This window comes from Xenorhabdus thuongxuanensis, assembly GCF_001908095.1.
GTDB classification, from domain to species: Bacteria; Pseudomonadota; Gammaproteobacteria; order Enterobacterales; family Enterobacteriaceae; genus Xenorhabdus; species Xenorhabdus thuongxuanensis.
The window spans coordinates 155,743-172,227 of the sequence record NZ_MKGR01000004.1; the positions used below are offsets into that span (position 1 = coordinate 155,743).

Sequence of the window (16,485 nt, forward strand, 5' to 3'; positions counted from 1 at the left end):
ATTATTTTTCTGTTCTTGATTAAAAGATTACGCTTTTTTCGCTTCTGCTGCGGCTTTTACGATAACAGCAAAGGCATCAGCCTTCAGTGATGCACCACCGACCAGAGCACCGTCTATATCTGGCTGGGTGAACAGCTCTGCTGCATTGCTGGCGTTGACTGAGCCGCCATATTGAATAATGACCTGTTCAGCGATAGCTGCATCCTGTTTTGCGATATGGTCACGGATAAATTTATGAACGGCCTGAGCTTGAGCAGGTGTGGCAGATTTGCCTGTTCCGATTGCCCAAACTGGCTCATAAGCAATAACCGTATCTTTGAATGCTTCGGTGCCCAGTGTGTTCAGAACGGCGTCGATTTGTCGTGCACAGACGGTTTCAGTCTGACCAGCTTCATTTTCTTGTTCAGTTTCGCCAATGCACAGAACGGGGATCAAGCCTTGCTCTTTCAAGACTGCGAATTTCTTCGCGATGAATTCGTCGCTCTCTTTATGGTAAGTACGGCGTTCAGAGTGGCCGATAATGATATATTTTGCACCAACATCTTTCAGCATTTCTGCGGAGGTTTCGCCAGTAAAGGCACCAGAAAGATTGACGCCAACATCTTGCGCACCCAGGGCGATACGGCTACCAGCCAAGGCATTTTTTGCCAGAGAAACATAAACTGTTGGTGGTGCGATAGCGACGTCACAGCCGTCAATGTTGCTCAGTTCTTTACGCAGGCCTGCAATCAGGTCGTTAACCATGTGGGTACTGCCATTTAATTTCCAGTTACCCATAACTAATGGATGTCGCATATTTTTCCCTCCAACCAGAAAATAATCAAATTGCGAACTGAATGAATATTCTTTCTTTGAACGACATTATGATGATGCCATTCCCTGTAAGCGGAATCCCGACAGTATAAAGATCATCAACGCGAATAGCTCTGCGTTGTGTCACTAATTTTCATTTGCTGCTGTGTCAGATAACGATAGCTTAATCGGTTCAATTGCGAAGGTCATTATATTTTCGCTGCTGTTTACGATGACATAGCGCATTGCACCCATTTTTTGGCTGAAAGCAGAGCGGTTTTCTGCTGCCTGAAAAAGCCTTTCCAATTGAATTTTGGCTTGTTCAGGGGAAAAAGTAGGTTCGAATTGGCTGATCAGGGCAGTGATATATTGTTTTGCCAGTATGCGGTTTTGTTCATCTTCTCGTTCATTTTGTGATGGCAGCAATGTAATTTGCAGACTTTTAATTTTTTCGCTACCTCGTTCCAGTACCGTTGAAGAGTAAATTTTGTCATTAATTTTACTGGCGGCACGGATGAAAGGCTGAGAAATATCTGTGCTTGTAATCACCCTATATTCGTACAAAGGAATGTCTGGATGTTTTTTGTTGTATTTTTCCCGAAAGACAGGGATGGTTTCTTCGAAAGTAGGGGAATCTGGCAGCAGGTACATTAACGGTGAGTTTATTTCTGGTGTGACTGAAAGCTTATCGGCAGAGGCTGATAATGGTAAACCGATGCCAAAAGCGATTAAAATTGTCACCAGAAGTTTATTTATGTCTGTTTTCATTTTATTACTCACTGAGTTAAATTCTGGAAAAACAGCATCCACAATTGGAAAAGAGTACATGACATTACAACAATGGGGATTCTCATTCAAAGGTCGAATTGGAAGGAGAGAGTTTTGGATCGGTATAGCTATCTGTTTCACCTTGATCTTTATACTCCTGACACTACATGGAATGAATGTCCTCCCCATAAATTATGCGGCGGTTGGTGTTGCTTTGCTGTTGTATCCAACGGCGGCGATTTTTTCGAAGCGCCTGCATGACAGGAATAAACGTGGCGGTTGGGTATTACTATGTGTGCTAGCCTGGATATTGCTGTCCCTTGATTGGAGCGCAATGGCGCCAATATGGCAGTGGGGAATTGGTCGTTTTGTTCCAACACTGGTTTTTGTCATGATGATATTGGATTGTGGTGTATTCCGTGGTATGGAAGGCGCCAATCGCTTTGGTGAGATGGCAGAAACCGTTGATTACATTTCTGCCAGAGAACCTGTTTAAAAACGTAAATAAGTTTATTGTGGGAGCTGTAGCTATCCACCATGAACTACAATACCAGTATTGCTACCAATATTGCTCGCTGGTGATATGGCCTGGTTTACGACGCAGATGTTTTGCCATATTGCGTTGTTCTTTTAATAGTTGCTGGGTATCCCTGACCATTTGGGGATTCCCGCACAGCATGACGTGGCTGTTTTCTGCCTGAATGGGTAAGCCGACAGCCGATTCCAACTCGCCATTTTCAATTAATGCCGGAATTCTGCCTATGAGTGAATTTGGCCATTTTTCTCGGCTGACGATAGTCTGTATCCTCAGTTTACCCTGAAATTTTTTCTCTAATTCCTGCATCATGGGCAGATAACTCAAATCTTTTCCCCATCTGGCCGCATGAACCAAAACGATATTTTCGAATCGTTCCAGATCGGTTCCTTGCTGAAGGATGGAAAGGTAAGGCCCAATGGCGGTGCCAGTGGAAAGCATCCAGAGTGTTTGACAATCAGGAATTTCATCAAGAACGAAAAAACCAGCCGCTTGTTCTGTTACCAGCAATTCATCTCCAGTTTTTAGTTCAGCCAGTCGGGAGCTGAGTTTTCCTTCTGGGACAGTTACTAAATAAAATTCCAGATTATTGTCATTGGGAGCGTTGACATAAGAGTAAGCTCGTTGGATGCGCTCCCCCCCAATTTCCAGTGCAAGTTTTGCAAATTGGCCGGCGGTGAATTTTTCTATTGGTGCATGAACTTTGATGCTGAAAAGTGAATCAGTCCAGTTGGTTATGTCGGTAACTTTTCCTGTAATCCAATTTGCCATTACGGTTAACCTCTCTACACAATATGGTACGGATTAATATGATGTGAATTAATACGACACAAATGAACACTGCGTGAATGGGTGATTTTTTGTAACGATTCTACGTGATTACTTGAAATAGCATTATCGATTACGTGTTACGGTTCAATTAACTGGATTTTTGCCAATATTATGGTCTGATATGTACATTTTTATTGACATATATGGTTAATATGTCTGTAATTTTTTCTTCATGTAAAATTGTATACTTAAAAGAAAAAATATAGATTTAATAAGTGAATCATATCTATGAAGTCAGTTCATCAGGTTCTTTATTAAGTGCTTGAAGGGTTCACTACGGCTGTTTGCAATGGGTGATTGCGCTATGGGTTATTGTTTTCAATTGGTGATTGAATAAAGTGCGATGAAAAAAATAGAACACTTTAATTTATTGTTGATGTTAATTGCCTTAGCTGCTGTAGGGCAAATGACGCAAACAATCTATGTGCCAGTTATTGCTGATATGGCAAGTGATCTTAATCAGCCTGCGGGGGAAGTTCAGCGGGTGATGGCGGCGTATCTGTTTTCTTACGGATTTTCACAACTTTTTTATGGGCCGCTATCTGACAAAGTGGGACGTCGCCCTGTGATTTTGGTGGGAATGTCGATTTATCTGGTGGCGACGATATGTGCTCTGTTTGCTCCAAACTTGCTGATACTGGTGATTGCAAGTGCATTACAGGGATTGGGCACCGGTGTAGCAGGTGTGATGGTGCGTACTATGCCACGGGATTTATATGCGGGCACGACGTTGCGTTATGCCAATAGTTTGCTAAATATGGCCATATTGGTTAGCCCTCTGGCTGCTCCCATGATTGGAGGGATGGTTGCTCACTATTTTGGTTGGCGCTCCTGCTACTTGTTTTTATTGATGCTAGGAGCTGTCGTTGCTTTCTTCCTGTTACGGTATTTACCGGAGACTCGTCCTACAGGAACCGGACATAGTGCGATGCTGGTTTCTTTCCACCAATTACTCTCGCATGGTGCTTTTGTCTCTTACCTGACTATGTTGGTGGGTGGTCTGGCTGGGATTGCAGTTTTTGAAGCCAGTAGCGGTGTGTTGATGGGAGCGGTTTTGGGGCTGGATAGCCTAACTGTCAGTATTTTGTTTATCTTGCCAATTCCGGCGGCATTTTTTGGAGCATGGTATGCGGGGCGTGAAGGTAAAACATTTTATCGGCTCATGTGGCGTTCTGTGACTTGTTGCTTGCTGGCGGGTATCTTGATGTGGTTGCCCGGCTGGTTTGGTATCATGAATATCTGGACTTTGTTGATACCTGCCGCATTATTCTTTTTTGGTGCTGGTATGTTGTTCCCACTGGCGACGACTGGGGCGATGGAGCCTTTCCCTTATTTGGCAGGAGCCGCAGGTGCCTTGGTCGGGGGATTGCAGAATGTAGGTTCAGGTATAGCAACATGGCTGTCGGCAATGTTGCCGCAAAATAGCCAATTTAGTGTTGGGATGTTGATGTTTTCTATGTCATTGCTGATTCTATTTTGTTGGCTACCCATTTCCCAGCGCTTCCAGCGCCAGGAACATACCGCTTCGTAAAATCGAAAAACCACGGAGCTTTAAAAGGCGCTGGCAAAGAAAGTATGTAATATAAAAATACCAGCGCCTTTATTTCCTATGTTTCGCAGTTAGGCTCGATCTTCCCACTCTTGGGCACGGGCAACGGCTTTTTTCCAGCCATTGTATTTATGGTTGCGTTCAGTCGTTTCGATACTTGGACGGAATTCTTTTTCGACTACAGCCTTACTTTTCACTTCATCCAGATCTCGCCAGAAACCGACGGCCAAACCTGCCAGGAAAGCAGCGCCTAAGGCTGTACTTTCACGCACTTCAGGGCGCTCTACACGAGTGCCAAGAATATCGGACTGGAACTGCATCAGGAAGTTGTTGGCAACAGCACCGCCGTCTACACGCAGGGCTTGCAAGCGCGTACCTGCATCAGCTTGCATAGCGTCCAATACATCGCGGGTTTGGTAAGCGATGGATTCCAATGTGGCACGAATAATATGGTTGCTATTGGCACCGCGGGTTAGGCCAAAAATAGCGCCACGGGCGTAAGGGTCCCAATACGGGGCGCCAAGGCCAGTAAAGGCAGGAACAACATAAACGCCATTGCTATCTTTGACTTTAGTTGCGAAGTATTCTGAATCTGTGGCATCCGCGATGAGTTTCAATTCATCACGCAACCATTGAATGGATGCTCCTCCAACAAATACTGCGCCTTCCAGTGCATAATTGACTTCACCACGTGGGCCACAGCAAATAGTTGTTAACAAGCCGTGATTGGAGCGAACAGCATCTTTTCCTGTGTTCATTAGCAAGAAGCAGCCGGTGCCGTAAGTATTTTTTGCCATTCCAGGGTGTACACACAGTTGTCCGTACAAAGCAGCTTGTTGGTCGCCTGCGATACCTGCAATAGGAATACGAGTGCCACCTTTACCGCCGATATTGGTTTGGCCATAGATCTCTGAGGACGCGGCCACTTTAGGTAACATAACGCGAGGTATGCCCAACTCATCAAGGATTTTTTGATCCCATTCCAGATTATGGATATTAAATAACATGGTACGGGAAGCATTGGAGTAATCGGTCACATGTACGCGACCCTGAGTCATTTTCCAGACCAGCCATGTATCGACTGTCCCGAATAAGAGTTCACCATTTTCAGCGCGTAGACGGGCACCTTCGACGTTATCCAAAATCCATTTTATTTTCGTACCAGAGAAGTAAGGGTCAAGAACCAAACCGGTATTGTGACGGATGTATTCTTCCAGACCCTCTCTCTGTTTCAGTTTTGTGCAAATATCTGCTGTCCGGCGGCATTGCCATACAATTGCGTTATAAACTGGCTTTCCGGTTTCTTTTTCCCAGACAATGGTTGTTTCTCGTTGGTTTGTAATACCAATGCTGGCAATTTGATCTGAGCTAATGTCAGCTTTTGCCAGCACTTCAACTAAGGTAGAGCTTTGACTTGCCCAGATTTCCATTGGATCGTGTTCTACCCAGCCAGGCTTGGGATAGATTTGCGGAAATTCACGCTGTGAGATACAGACAATATTGGCATCGTGATCAAGTACAACGGCGCGTGAACTGGTCGTGCCCTGATCCAGAGCAACGATATATTTTTTTTCAGTAGTATTTTCTGTTGTCATAACTATAACCTGGTTTTATTCGTTCGTTTTTATTGTCTTGGATTGCCATAATTTTAGTATGGCAAATATTAAACCTCGCGCGGTAAATGGCGAGTAATCAGTTTGCGGTAGCCAAAAGCACCTAAAATTGCGCCAACAATAGGGGCTACCAACGGAACAAGGCAATAAGGAATGTCTCGGCCTCCGGTTAAGGCAATGTCTCCCCAGCCGGTCAAGTAAGCAACCAATTTGGGGCCGAAGTCACGAGCTGGGTTCAGAGCAAATCCAGTCAGTGGGCCAAACGAGCCACCGATAACTGCAATAAGAATCCCGATTAACAGTGGCGCTAAAGGCCCCCGTGGGATGCCATTGCCATCATCAGTCAGGGACAGGATTAGACATAACAGAACGGCTGCAATAATAACTTCAACGATAAACGCGTGAAATACGGAGATCTGGGCAGCAGGGTAAGTAGAGAAAATTCCCGCAGTAAAGAGACTTTCCTGTGAGCCGCGAACGATGTTGTGAACTTGCTCATAATCGAGGAACAGGTTGTAATACATCATGTAAATGATGAGTGCTGCGACAAAGCCACCGAACATTTGAGCAATGATGTAAGGCAGCACTTTTTTTCTGTCAAAGTTGGCAAATAGGCATAACGCAATAGTCACTGCGGGGTTAAGATGCGCACCTGAAATTCCGGCAGTGAGATAAACTGCCAGAGCGACGCCAAAGCCCCAGATAATGCTGATTTCCCATAATCCCAATTGTGCTCCGGCGATTCGGGCAGCAGCAACGCAGCCTAAACCAAAAAAAACGAGCAATGCAGTACCTAGAAATTCGGAAATGCATTGACCTGATAGTGTTGGAGTGGTGGTCTGGCTCATTTCTATATCCTATAAAAAAGTACAAGGAAGCGATTAATTATTAGCCCTTTCTTATGTATTAAGAGAAAGGTGCCTGTGAATTTATCGTTAATGCGCGTAAACGAGAAATAGCGAAATTGAAATCTGCGTGTTACGTCAACAAAATGAGCGAATTCGCATTTATTTGCAGTTTTATTGAGCTTGGAAATGTGATCTTATAGACATTTGGGTTTGGTCACTATATTTAGCGTTATGCCGCACATTGCAAGGATGAAACTAGACAGACGTTAATAGGCTAAATACAATCAATAACATTGCTTACAAGAGGGGCCCCCAGAATGTCATTTGAAGTTTTTGAGAAACTAGAATCTAAAGTTCAGCAGGCGATTGATACCATCACTTTGCTGCAAATGGAAATTGAAGAATTAAAAGAAAAGAATGCAGTCTTATCTCAGGATGTCCAGAATATAACAGATAGTCGTGATTCTCTGGCACGTGAAAATGAGCAGCTCAAACAAGAACAATCAGCATGGCAAGAGCGCTTACGCACTCTGTTGGGTAAGATGGAAGATGTACAATAAAGTATCCAATGGGTTAGCTGAAAAAGGGCGATAATTGCGCCCTTTTTTATACACCCTTTAACTTAGCTCTTCGTCAATCTCCAGAGGGAAATCAGATAAGACAATGCCGGTATTATCTGCGTAGAGATAGTCACCAGAGAAGAATGTGACGCCACCAAAATTCACCCTGATATCGCTTTCTCCCACCCCTTCACTATTGGAGCCAGCAGGAATGGCAGCCATTGCCTGAATTCCAATATCAAGCTCGGCGAGATAATCGACTTGACGCACTGCGCCATAGACAACAATGCCTTCCCACTCATTATTGACGGCGAGTTGAGCCAGTTCTGCATCAACGAGTGCCTTGCGTACTGATCCACCACCATCAACGAGCAAAATGCGACCATGTCCATTTTCTTCAAGTAAATCATAAAGAAGGCCATTGTCCTCAAAACATTTCACCGTGATGATCTGACCACCAAATGAAGTACGCCCACCAAAGTTGGAGAAGATTGGCTCTACCACATTTATATCTTCTTGATAGATATCACAAAGTTCGGAAGTATCATATTTCATGGGATTTACGTCTGGTTTATGCAAGGAACGAACAGTATATCCTTTTAAAGCCAATGTTGGCAAAACCATCAATCTTGAAACCTATGTATAAAATTGATACTTACTCGCTTAATTAAGTATCAATCCAATGGAAAACAGAATATTAGTCAATAATGCCGCTTTGACCATTTGTACCAACTTGAGACGCATACCTTCAGGTGTTGGATCACGCAGCACTTGCACCATATGTTTTAACAGCAAGGGAAAAGCGAGCAGGAACAACCAACTAAACCCATTATTCAAATATAGGAGTGTGAAGGTGACAAGACAGAGCATGGCAGTTAGCAAAACGGCTGCATGGTAATAACGGGCCTTTTTTCCTCCCAATCGGACAGCCAGCGTATTTTTGCCGTTTTGGCGGTCACTTTCGATATCGCGTAGATTATTAATGTTCAAGACTGCCACGGAGAGTAAGCCACTGGCAGTTGCGGGCAAAACGGTGCTTAGGGAAAAAGTACCGGCTTGCAGATAGTAGGTACCAAGAACGCTCAACCAGCCAAAAAAAATCAGGACAGAAATGTCCCCCAACCCCAGATAACCATAAGGGCGGGTACCCACGGTATAAGTAATAGCTGCGACAATCGCCAGAAGCCCCAGAATCAAGAATCCAATAATATCACCTGGGTTATTGCAGGCCACAGCAATCAGGGAACTTCCTGATAAACAAGAGATCAGAACAGTGATCTTTAATGCATTTTTCATCTGCTTTGCGGTAATCAGGCCTTTTTGCATACCACGTTTTGGGCCAATGCGTTTTTCTGTGTCACTGCCTTTGGTGACATCACCATAATCGTTGGCGAGGTTGGAAAGAATTTGCAACATGGCTGCGGTTAATAAAGCCAATAACGCTACAGGCCATTTGAAATGTCCTGTCCATGACGCAAGGGCTGAACCCGTTATGACGGCAGAAACGGCCAGTGGGAGCGTTTTGGGGCGTAAACTTTCCAGCCATGCCTGCATCTGACTGATAGACGTTGTTGAGCTCATATTGTCACTGTTTGTCATTATGATTGATGTAATAAATTTTATACCATCGAAAATAACAAAATGGGAGGCTAAAAGCCCCCCACTTCAATAAGTCTGGCGAATTATTGGTGCTAATCAAACCAATAATATGACTGATTATAAAATAAACCGACTCAAATCTTCATCTGCAACGAGTTCGTCCAAGTGCTCTTTGACATAATCGGCATTGATTTCGACAGTTTGTCCTTGACGTTCGCTGGCGTCAAAAGAGATGTCTTCCATCATGCGCTCAAGAACGGTGTGCAGGCGACGGGCACCGATATTTTCAGTAGTTTCATTGACTTGCCATGCTGCCTCCGCAATTTTACGGATACCGTCAGCCGTGAATTCAATACTCATGCCTTCAGTTGCCATCAGAGCTTTGTATTGTTCAGTCAGTGAGGCATTAGGTTCGGTCAGGATACGTTCAAAGTCTTCGGTAGTCAGGGCTTGCAATTCAACGCGGATTGGCAAGCGGCCTTGAAGTTCTGGAATCAGATCAGAAGGGCTGGCAACCTGGAATGCACCGGAGGCGATAAACAGGATGTGATCAGTTTTGACCATGCCGTGTTTAGTGGAAACTGTGCAGCCTTCGACAAGTGGCAGCAGATCGCGCTGGACACCTTCACGGGAAACATCTGGACCGGAAGTTTGACCGCGTTTACAAATCTTATCGATTTCATCAATGAAAACAATGCCATGTTGTTCAACTGCATCAATTGCCTGCTGTTTCAGTTCTTCAGGATTGACCAGTTTTGCGGCTTCTTCTTCGACCAACAACTTGAATGCGTCTTTGATTTTCATCTTACGGCTTTTTTGACGCTGGCCTGCCAGGTTTTGGAACATGGATTGTAACTGATTTGTCATCTCTTCCATGCCTGGAGGTGCCATGATTTCAACACCAACTGGAGCGGCTGAAACTTCAATTTCAATTTCTTTATCGTCTAACTGGCCTTCACGCAATTTCTTGCGGAATGCCTGACGGGTTGAAGATGGCTCAGATTGAGTTTCAGTTTGTCCCCAGTTATTTTTTGCTGGTGGCAGTAGGACATCCAGAATACGCTCTTCTGCTAATTCTTCTGCACGATAGCGGTTCTTCTCAATGGATTGCAGGCGGACTATTTTTACTGCTGCGTCAGTGAGATCACGAATGATGGAATCGACTTCTTTACCAACATAACCCACTTCGGTGAACTTAGTTGCTTCAACCTTGATAAAAGGAGCATTGGCTAGTTTTGCCAGACGGCGGGCAATCTCGGTTTTACCGACACCGGTTGGGCCTATCATCAAAATATTTTTTGGAGTGACTTCATAACGCAGTGATTCATCTAACTGCATGCGACGCCAGCGGTTACGCAGGGCAATAGCAACGGCACGTTTTGCTTTGTCCTGACCGATAATATGATTGTTTAGTTCGCTGACAATTTCGCGAGGAGTCATTTCAGACATACTATCTATCCTTACGCTTTCGAAGGTAATTCTTCGAAGTTGTGATTATGGTTGGTGTAGATGCAGATATCGCCAGCAATAGTTAAAGCGCGTTCTGCGATTTCTCTGGCGCTGAGTTCGGTTGTTTCTAACATAGCGCGGGCAGCAGCCTGTGCATATGATCCACCGGAACCAATAGCGATAAGGTCATTCTCTGGCTGAATCACATCACCATTGCCTGTAATGATCAGAGAAGCATTTTCATCTGCGACAGCAAGCAGGGCTTCCAGCTTGCGTAGCATGCGATCCGTTCGCCAATCTTTGGCTAGTTCAACGGCTGCTTTGGTCAGGTGTCCTTGATGCATTTCGAGTTTCCGTTCAAACAGCTCGAACAGCGTGAAAGCATCGGCAGTACCGCCGGCAAAACCCGCGATGACTTTGTCATGGTAAAGGCGGCGTACTTTGCGGACATTGCCTTTCATAACGGTATGACCCATTGTTGCTTGTCCATCACCACCGATGACAACTTTGCCATTACGGCGAACACTTACGATTGTAGTCACGAGTTAGCCCCTGGTTACAAAATAGAAGATGGTACACACGGAGCATTAATGTGTTATCCCACAATTGCTTGCGCACTGTTGATAAAAGCACCATGTGTATATTATTAGAGATTAAGATGGGGGAGCTTTCCGCTTTTTCAACCCTTGGTAGGGCGGAGAATACAGCCAGGTACACCGGCACCTGCGACACGTTCGCGCATTTTCTCAGCGCTAGCTTTATTTTTATAAGGGCCAAGTACAACACGGTTCCAATTGTCTTTCGTGGTAATCTGACTCTCAATGCCTGCGAATGCAAGGCTGGCACGGACAGATTCCGCCTGTGCCATTGTGCGGAAAGAGCCACATTGTAGCATCAGTTTCGCCTCACTGTTTTCAGACTTTGTATTGGCTTGGGACGAAGTTGAAGGCCTTTTTTCCGGCACGGCTGCTGGCTTTTGTTCTGGCAAAGTCTGTTCAATATGTTGCTGTTGCGCAGGAGGATTGATCAACACACGTGAACGTGGAACAGGTTCACTGTTATAAGGCACCTCTTTCAATGAAATAGGTGGCTGGCGCATGTCTGCTTGTATTTGTTCGAGTAGCTGTTTCTGCTCAGGTGTTAGTTGAGGGGGTTGGTTTAGCGGTTTATTTATTGTTGCATCGCCTTCCTGGATGGAAGATTCATTAACAGGACGATTTTCCAATTCTTTGATGTAACTCCAGCGCTCTTCTGGTTTCGGTGGCAGGCCGTGCCCCTTGGTTTGATGATGAGACTGTGAGCCATTTTGTGCACTTTCTTCCTGCTTATTTTCTTCCTGTTTATTATGTACGATGAAATAAAGCCCACCAATAAACATGACCACTAAGGCCACTGCAACGGCTAATGTAGTTTTGGGTAATCCTTGAGCCTGATTTTTTTTCTTACCAGTACTTTTCTGACGGGGATTGCTACGCCCGCGACTCACATAATCTCGTTGTGCCACTGTTTAATTCACTGAGTTATTTAAAAAATTAAAGGATAGGTTAATGTTACTTAAGCTGTCGTTATTTGCCTAGCTTTTAGGCGAACAAGTACTCGCACGAATGATCAATTCTGCCTCCAATAATCTTGAACCTTTAGAAACCAAACGGCCTTGAAGCTGTTCCAGCAATAACAGAATGGAATGATATCCAATCTCGTAACGGGGATGTTCCACCGTGGTTAGGGCTGGTTCGCAGTATTGAGCCAGATTTAAATTATCAAAACCGACAACAGAGAGATCTTCTGGTAATTTTAATCCCATTTTTTTGGCTTGCCACATTGCGCCTATTGCCATGACATCACTATGGCAGAAAATAGCGCTTGGAGGCTCTGGCAGGGTAAGCAGGGTTGTTGCCAATGTCGCTCCACTTTCATGGGTGAAATCACCGCGGATAATATATTCTTCGCGAATGTCTTCCCCTGAGCGCCGCAATGCTTGGATGTAACCTTGCAAGCGATAGTGGCACAGTGGCATGGTTTCCGGCCCGGTAATGCAGGCAATGCGTTTGTGTCCCAATTTTTGCAAATGATGAGTGGCATTGAAGGCGGCTGTCAGGTTGTCAATATGGACAGTGGGGAGTTCCAGTTCCGGAGTGAATTCATTGGCCATCACCATGGGAGGTAGGTTTTTTTGTTCCTCTTTGGAAATATCGAAAGGAATGTTGGAACCCAATAGCACCATACCGTCAATGCGTTTGGTGATCAGAAGATTGATAAGCGCATGTTCTTGTTGCTGTTGATGCCTGCAATCACCAATCAGAACCAGGTAACCATGTTCAGTAACGGTTTCTTCAATGCCCCGAATAACCTCAGTAAAGAAAGGATCACTAATATTGGGAACAATAACCAATATGGTTTTGGATTCATTACGCCGTGAATTTTTGGCCAGGTTGTGGGGATAGTAACCAACCTCTAATACCGCATTCTCAACCTTCTGACGTGTACGGGCAGAAACCTTGTCAGGATTCATTAATGTTCTTGATACAGTTGCGGTAGAAACACCAGCCACTTCGGCAACATCTTTCATTGTTGCCAACGTACCATTCTTTTTTTCCATAGTTCACTCCTCACTCTCCACTGGCAGCTAAACGATTGCTATCCGGCTGCTAAAAAAACGCCAGTCTTTCCTGAGAAGGGAGTGCTGGCGGATTATTTTCTAAAGTTATATTAATAATTTCATTTTAAGTCGATTAACAGATCAACCTGTTACTTTGTTTGCATAAAAAGTGTGATATAAATCATTTTTTAGAGATGCTTCGCAACTTAAAGAAATAATTATCAATTTTCAGTGGGATCAACATCAATGTTCCATTTCACTTTACGTGCTTGTGGCAGTGTAGTGATTTGGGGATAGATTCCGGCCATCATTTTCTGGAGAAAAATGCGTGAAGGGTGCTGGATCATTAATTGCCAACGATAACGACCGCCACGTTTGGCCTGCAATGCGGGTACCGGTCCCATGATCCATAAATGATTATCATGCTGTGCATGATGTTCAAATAGTTGACGTATTTGTTGCAAAAATGCGGGGGATTGCTGATTGTCGTGATCTTCTGCGCGGAGCAGGATATGGCTCACAAAAGGTGGCAGGTGAACTTGCTGACGCTCTTCCATCGCTTGCTGGGCAAAGGCATCGTAGCCTTTTTCCAACAATATTTGTAAAAGTGGATGTTCAGGGTGGTGGGTTTGGAGGACGACTTCTCCCCGTTTTCCAGCTCGTCCAGCACGACCGGAGACTTGGGTATAGAGTTGGGCAAAACGTTCGGCAGCCCGAAAATCAGCAGAAAATAAGGCACCATCGACATCCAATAAAGCGACCAGCGTAACATCGGGGAAATGGTGGCCTTTCGCCAACATTTGAGTACCAATCAAGATGCGGGCGCCCCCTTGATGTACTTCGGCCAGTTGCTGTTCCAGTGCTCCTTTGCGGCTGGTAGTATCACGGTCGATACGGGTAACCGGAATATTGGGAAACAGTTTGGTAATGCCATCTTCAAGTTGTTCAGTGCCCAAGCCAACGGGAATTAAGTTAGTGGAGCCGCATTGCGGGCACTGGCGTGGGATTGGACGCTGGCTATCACAGTGATGGCAACGCAGGTGGCGATGATTTTGGTGTAGGGTGTAATAGTGATCACAGCGTTGGCATTCTGCTATCCAGCCGCATTCGTGACAGAGCAGGGCAGGAGAATAACCTCGGCGGTTCAGAAATAGGATGACCTGATTATCAACTTTGAGATGTTCACCCATGCGATTGATGAGTGGCTGGGATAATCCAACCGTCAATGGCAAGCCTTTCAGATCGAGTAAATGCTGAGTGGCTGGTTGGGCTTGGCCTGCCCGTTGGGTTAAGGTTAGTTGGCGATATTTCCCCTGTTGCACATTATATAGCGTTTCCAGTGCGGGGGTGGCAGAACCCATAATAATCGGAATACCCTCTTTTTTCGCCCGGAACACTGCCAGATCGCGGGCATGATAGCGCCAGCCTTCTTGCTGTTTATAAGAGTTGTCATGTTCTTCATCGATAATGATGACACCCAGCTCAGCAAAGGGGGTAAACAGAGCAGATCGTGTACCAATGACGATGGCATTTTCCCCTTTTTTCGCCTTTAGCCAAACTGTCAGTCGTTCGCTGTCATTCAAGGCTGAGTGCAGAACATCAATGGGAGCGTTGAAACGTTCCCTGAATCGGCGGATAGTCTGTGGCGTTAAACTAATTTCCGGCACTAAAATGAGAGCCTGTTTACCTTGTGCAAGAATATTCTCCAATACACTGAGATACACTTCTGTTTTACCCGATCCCGTGATTCCTGCCAGTAGCCACGGAGAAAAGGTTTTATCTTCTGCACGGATGGCACCTACCGCAGTAGCTTGCTCTGTATTGAGCTTCAACCGTTCACCAATGGTTTTAAAATTCACACGCCAGTTTTCCGCTTCTGGCTGGATGGGATGTAGAGCGATCAGGGATTTCTTTTTCAGTGATTGTAGTGCGCTTTCGCTTAACTCTAATTCAGATACCTGATGACGATAAATAGGATGTTGGCGCAAAGCGGCCAACGCTTTTTGCTGTTTGGCGGAGCGCTTAAGTTGTACAAGCGGGAATTCACGGCCTGTCTCAGTGAGTTGCCATTGCCAGAGAGGGGGAAATTCTGCCGGTTTTCCCTGCCGTAACAACACTGGCAAGGCATGGAACAAAACTTCGCCCAGCGGATAGTGATAATAGCTGACGGCCCACTGAAGCAATTGCCAGAGATCGTTAGGAAAAAGGGACTGGACATCAAGAATAGTGGAAATAGACTTGAGTTGTTCAGGAGGAAATTCACTGCTATCAGTGATACCAGTGACGATACCTATCGCATTACGCTTACCAAAAGGTACGAATACTCGAACACCGATAGCTGGCAAAGGTAATCCTGTAGGCAGTAGATAATCAAACGTGCGGGTTAGGGGGACAGGTAATGCAACCTGAACAACTGTCATAAGGCAATTTCCGGATAATTAATGACCAGATGAAAGAACGTATATAAAGAACATATAGCGATAAGAGTATCATAGCAAATCAGCAGATTTCATTGCGCAATAAACAGATATTCTGTATGATCCGCCGCCTTTGGTATAGAAATTACCGATACATATTTTTTATCAACACGACGTGTGGTGTCTGGCGGCAAAACAAGGCTGGATAGCGACACGGCCTGAACAGAGGTTTCCCATGAAACAAGGTATCCATCCTAAATACGAAGAAATTACTGCATCTTGCTCTTGCGGTAATGTAATCAAAATCAACTCTACTGTAGGTCACAATCTGAACCTGGACGTCTGTGGTGCATGCCATCCGTTCTACACCGGCAAGCAGCGTGACGTTGCGACCGGTGGTCGTGTTGATCGCTTTAACAAACGTTTCAGCGTTCCAGGTACTAAGAAGTAATGACTTTTTCCTGCCTGTCATCAATACAGGCAGGATAGTTAAAACAAAAACGCCCGATGTTTCGCATCGGGCGTTTTTGTTATCAATATTCCCATGTATCAGGATCAATACCTCGTTCGCGCATCATGATTTTCGCGGCTTCAGGAATTTCATCATGGCGTTCTTTGCGCAAATCGTTATCATTAGGCAGAGGCTGTCCAGTGAACGCATGCAGAAAAGCTTCACACAGTAATTCGCTGTTTGTTGCATGACGCAGATTATTCACCTGACGACGAGTGCGCTCATCAGTCAGGATTTTCAATACCTTTAGCGGGATTGAAACTGTAATTTTTTTGACCTGTTCACTTTTTTTGCCATGTTCAGCATAAGGGCTGACATACTCACCATTCCACTCAGCCATGAGATACCTTAAATAATTTTTGAATCAAGTAATTGAGATCAGAAGTTGGAAGGGATTTCTGATCTGTTTTCATA

At 44.9% G+C, this 16,485-nt stretch carries 17 protein-coding genes; 4 read left to right on the forward strand and 13 right to left on the reverse strand.

Annotated features, from left to right (window positions below; genetic code table 11):
- Positions 1–27: 27 nt before the first annotated feature.
- Together tpiA and Xentx_RS04510 are read right to left on the reverse strand one after the other, a co-directional pair.
- Positions 28–795, reverse strand: a complete 768-nt coding sequence (tpiA, locus tag Xentx_RS04505) for a triose-phosphate isomerase (RefSeq protein ID WP_074019080.1) — start codon at positions 793–795, stop codon at positions 28–30.
- A 144-nt stretch (positions 796–939) separates the two neighbouring features.
- Positions 940–1,560 (reverse strand): DUF1454 family protein, encoded by a 621-nt coding sequence (locus tag Xentx_RS04510; RefSeq protein ID WP_074019118.1) that lies wholly within the window; start codon positions 1,558–1,560, stop codon positions 940–942.
- Positions 1,561–1,618: 58 nt separating this feature from the next.
- On the opposite strand from Xentx_RS04510, the gene Xentx_RS04515 reads away from it, so the two are divergent.
- On the forward strand, positions 1,619–2,056 hold the full coding sequence (locus Xentx_RS04515) for a DUF805 domain-containing protein (RefSeq protein WP_074019081.1): 438 nt from the start codon (positions 1,619–1,621) through the stop codon (positions 2,054–2,056).
- A gap of 63 nt (positions 2,057–2,119) precedes the next feature.
- On the opposite strand, the gene fpr is transcribed toward Xentx_RS04515, so the two are convergent.
- Positions 2,120–2,866 (reverse strand): ferredoxin--NADP(+) reductase, encoded by a 747-nt coding sequence (gene fpr / locus Xentx_RS04520; RefSeq protein ID WP_074019082.1) that lies wholly within the window; start codon positions 2,864–2,866, stop codon positions 2,120–2,122.
- A 403-nt stretch (positions 2,867–3,269) separates the two neighbouring features.
- Between fpr and emrD the strand changes: the two genes are divergently transcribed.
- Positions 3,270–4,457: a multidrug efflux MFS transporter EmrD gene (gene emrD, locus Xentx_RS04525; protein ID WP_074019083.1), complete on the forward strand. Its 1,188-nt coding sequence runs from the start codon at positions 3,270–3,272 to the stop codon at positions 4,455–4,457.
- A gap of 89 nt (positions 4,458–4,546) precedes the next feature.
- On the opposite strand, the gene glpK is transcribed toward emrD, so the two are convergent.
- A complete protein-coding gene (gene glpK, locus Xentx_RS04530; RefSeq protein WP_074019084.1) occupies positions 4,547–6,070 on the reverse strand; it encodes a glycerol kinase GlpK in 1,524 nt (507 codons plus the stop codon).
- Between the two features lie 68 nt (positions 6,071–6,138).
- The gene (locus Xentx_RS04535; protein WP_074019085.1) at positions 6,139–6,936 is read right to left on the reverse strand and encodes an MIP/aquaporin family protein; all 798 of its coding nucleotides are present in this window, start codon (positions 6,934–6,936) and stop codon (positions 6,139–6,141) included.
- A gap of 317 nt (positions 6,937–7,253) precedes the next feature.
- Between Xentx_RS04535 and zapB the strand changes: the two genes are divergently transcribed.
- Positions 7,254–7,496 carry a cell division protein ZapB gene (gene zapB, locus Xentx_RS04540; RefSeq protein WP_074019086.1) on the forward strand — a complete coding sequence of 81 codons (243 nt, stop codon included), beginning with the start codon at positions 7,254–7,256 and terminating at the stop codon, positions 7,494–7,496.
- Between the two features lie 57 nt (positions 7,497–7,553).
- Here the strand turns inward: zapB and rraA are convergent, their stop codons facing one another.
- From rraA to priA, 7 genes are all read right to left on the reverse strand, one after another.
- Positions 7,554–8,051 carry a ribonuclease E activity regulator RraA gene (rraA, locus tag Xentx_RS04545; RefSeq protein ID WP_074019119.1) on the reverse strand — a complete coding sequence of 166 codons (498 nt, stop codon included), beginning with the start codon at positions 8,049–8,051 and terminating at the stop codon, positions 7,554–7,556.
- Positions 8,052–8,159: 108 nt separating this feature from the next.
- Positions 8,160–9,077: a 1,4-dihydroxy-2-naphthoate polyprenyltransferase gene (locus tag Xentx_RS04550; RefSeq protein ID WP_074019120.1), complete on the reverse strand. Its 918-nt coding sequence runs from the start codon at positions 9,075–9,077 to the stop codon at positions 8,160–8,162.
- A 135-nt stretch (positions 9,078–9,212) separates the two neighbouring features.
- Entirely contained in the window at positions 9,213–10,544 is a 1,332-nt protein-coding gene (hslU, locus tag Xentx_RS04555; RefSeq protein WP_074019087.1) for an HslU--HslV peptidase ATPase subunit, read from the reverse strand.
- An 11-nt stretch (positions 10,545–10,555) separates the two neighbouring features.
- Positions 10,556–11,086 (reverse strand): ATP-dependent protease subunit HslV, encoded by a 531-nt coding sequence (gene hslV / locus Xentx_RS04560; RefSeq protein ID WP_074019088.1) that lies wholly within the window; start codon positions 11,084–11,086, stop codon positions 10,556–10,558.
- Positions 11,087–11,223: 137 nt separating this feature from the next.
- On the reverse strand, positions 11,224–12,048 hold the full coding sequence (ftsN, locus tag Xentx_RS04565) for a cell division protein FtsN (protein ID WP_074019089.1): 825 nt from the start codon (positions 12,046–12,048) through the stop codon (positions 11,224–11,226).
- A gap of 69 nt (positions 12,049–12,117) precedes the next feature.
- Complete coding sequence (gene cytR, locus Xentx_RS04570; protein ID WP_074019090.1) at positions 12,118–13,143, reverse strand: DNA-binding transcriptional regulator CytR; 1,026 nt, start codon at positions 13,141–13,143, stop codon at positions 12,118–12,120.
- 221 nt (positions 13,144–13,364) lie between these two features.
- The gene (gene priA / locus Xentx_RS04575; RefSeq protein WP_074019091.1) at positions 13,365–15,563 is read right to left on the reverse strand and encodes a primosomal protein N'; all 2,199 of its coding nucleotides are present in this window, start codon (positions 15,561–15,563) and stop codon (positions 13,365–13,367) included.
- Positions 15,564–15,795: 232 nt separating this feature from the next.
- On the opposite strand from priA, the gene rpmE reads away from it, so the two are divergent.
- The gene (gene rpmE, locus Xentx_RS04580) at positions 15,796–16,011 is read left to right on the forward strand and encodes a 50S ribosomal protein L31 (RefSeq protein WP_074019092.1); all 216 of its coding nucleotides are present in this window, start codon (positions 15,796–15,798) and stop codon (positions 16,009–16,011) included.
- An 82-nt stretch (positions 16,012–16,093) separates the two neighbouring features.
- On the opposite strand, the gene metJ is transcribed toward rpmE, so the two are convergent.
- Positions 16,094–16,411, reverse strand: coding sequence for a met regulon transcriptional regulator MetJ (gene metJ, locus Xentx_RS04585; RefSeq protein WP_074019093.1), 318 nt, complete (start codon positions 16,409–16,411; stop codon positions 16,094–16,096).
- Positions 16,412–16,485 lie beyond the last annotated feature (74 nt).

Coding starts and splice junctions, on each gene's coding strand:
- tpiA (WP_074019080.1), bottom strand. CDS start 795: ATGCGACATCCATTAGTTATGGGTAACTGGAAATTAAATGGCAGTACC.
- Xentx_RS04510 (WP_074019118.1), bottom strand. CDS start 1,560: ATGAAAACAGACATAAATAAACTTCTGGTGACAATTTTAATCGCTTTT.
- Xentx_RS04515 (WP_074019081.1), top strand. CDS start 1,619: ATGACATTACAACAATGGGGATTCTCATTCAAAGGTCGAATTGGAAGG.
- fpr (WP_074019082.1), bottom strand. CDS start 2,866: ATGGCAAATTGGATTACAGGAAAAGTTACCGACATAACCAACTGGACT.
- emrD (WP_074019083.1), top strand. CDS start 3,270: ATGAAAAAAATAGAACACTTTAATTTATTGTTGATGTTAATTGCCTTA.
- glpK (WP_074019084.1), bottom strand. CDS start 6,070: ATGACAACAGAAAATACTACTGAAAAAAAATATATCGTTGCTCTGGAT.
- Xentx_RS04535 (WP_074019085.1), bottom strand. CDS start 6,936: ATGAGCCAGACCACCACTCCAACACTATCAGGTCAATGCATTTCCGAA.
- zapB (WP_074019086.1), top strand. CDS start 7,254: ATGTCATTTGAAGTTTTTGAGAAACTAGAATCTAAAGTTCAGCAGGCG.
- rraA (WP_074019119.1), bottom strand. CDS start 8,051: ATGAAATATGATACTTCCGAACTTTGTGATATCTATCAAGAAGATATA.
- Xentx_RS04550 (WP_074019120.1), bottom strand. CDS start 9,077: ATGAGCTCAACAACGTCTATCAGTCAGATGCAGGCATGGCTGGAAAGT.
- hslU (WP_074019087.1), bottom strand. CDS start 10,544: ATGTCTGAAATGACTCCTCGCGAAATTGTCAGCGAACTAAACAATCAT.
- cytR (WP_074019090.1), bottom strand. CDS start 13,143: ATGGAAAAAAAGAATGGTACGTTGGCAACAATGAAAGATGTTGCCGAA.
- priA (WP_074019091.1), bottom strand. CDS start 15,563: ATGACAGTTGTTCAGGTTGCATTACCTGTCCCCCTAACCCGCACGTTT.
- rpmE (WP_074019092.1), top strand. CDS start 15,796: ATGAAACAAGGTATCCATCCTAAATACGAAGAAATTACTGCATCTTGC.
- metJ (WP_074019093.1), bottom strand. CDS start 16,411: ATGGCTGAGTGGAATGGTGAGTATGTCAGCCCTTATGCTGAACATGGC.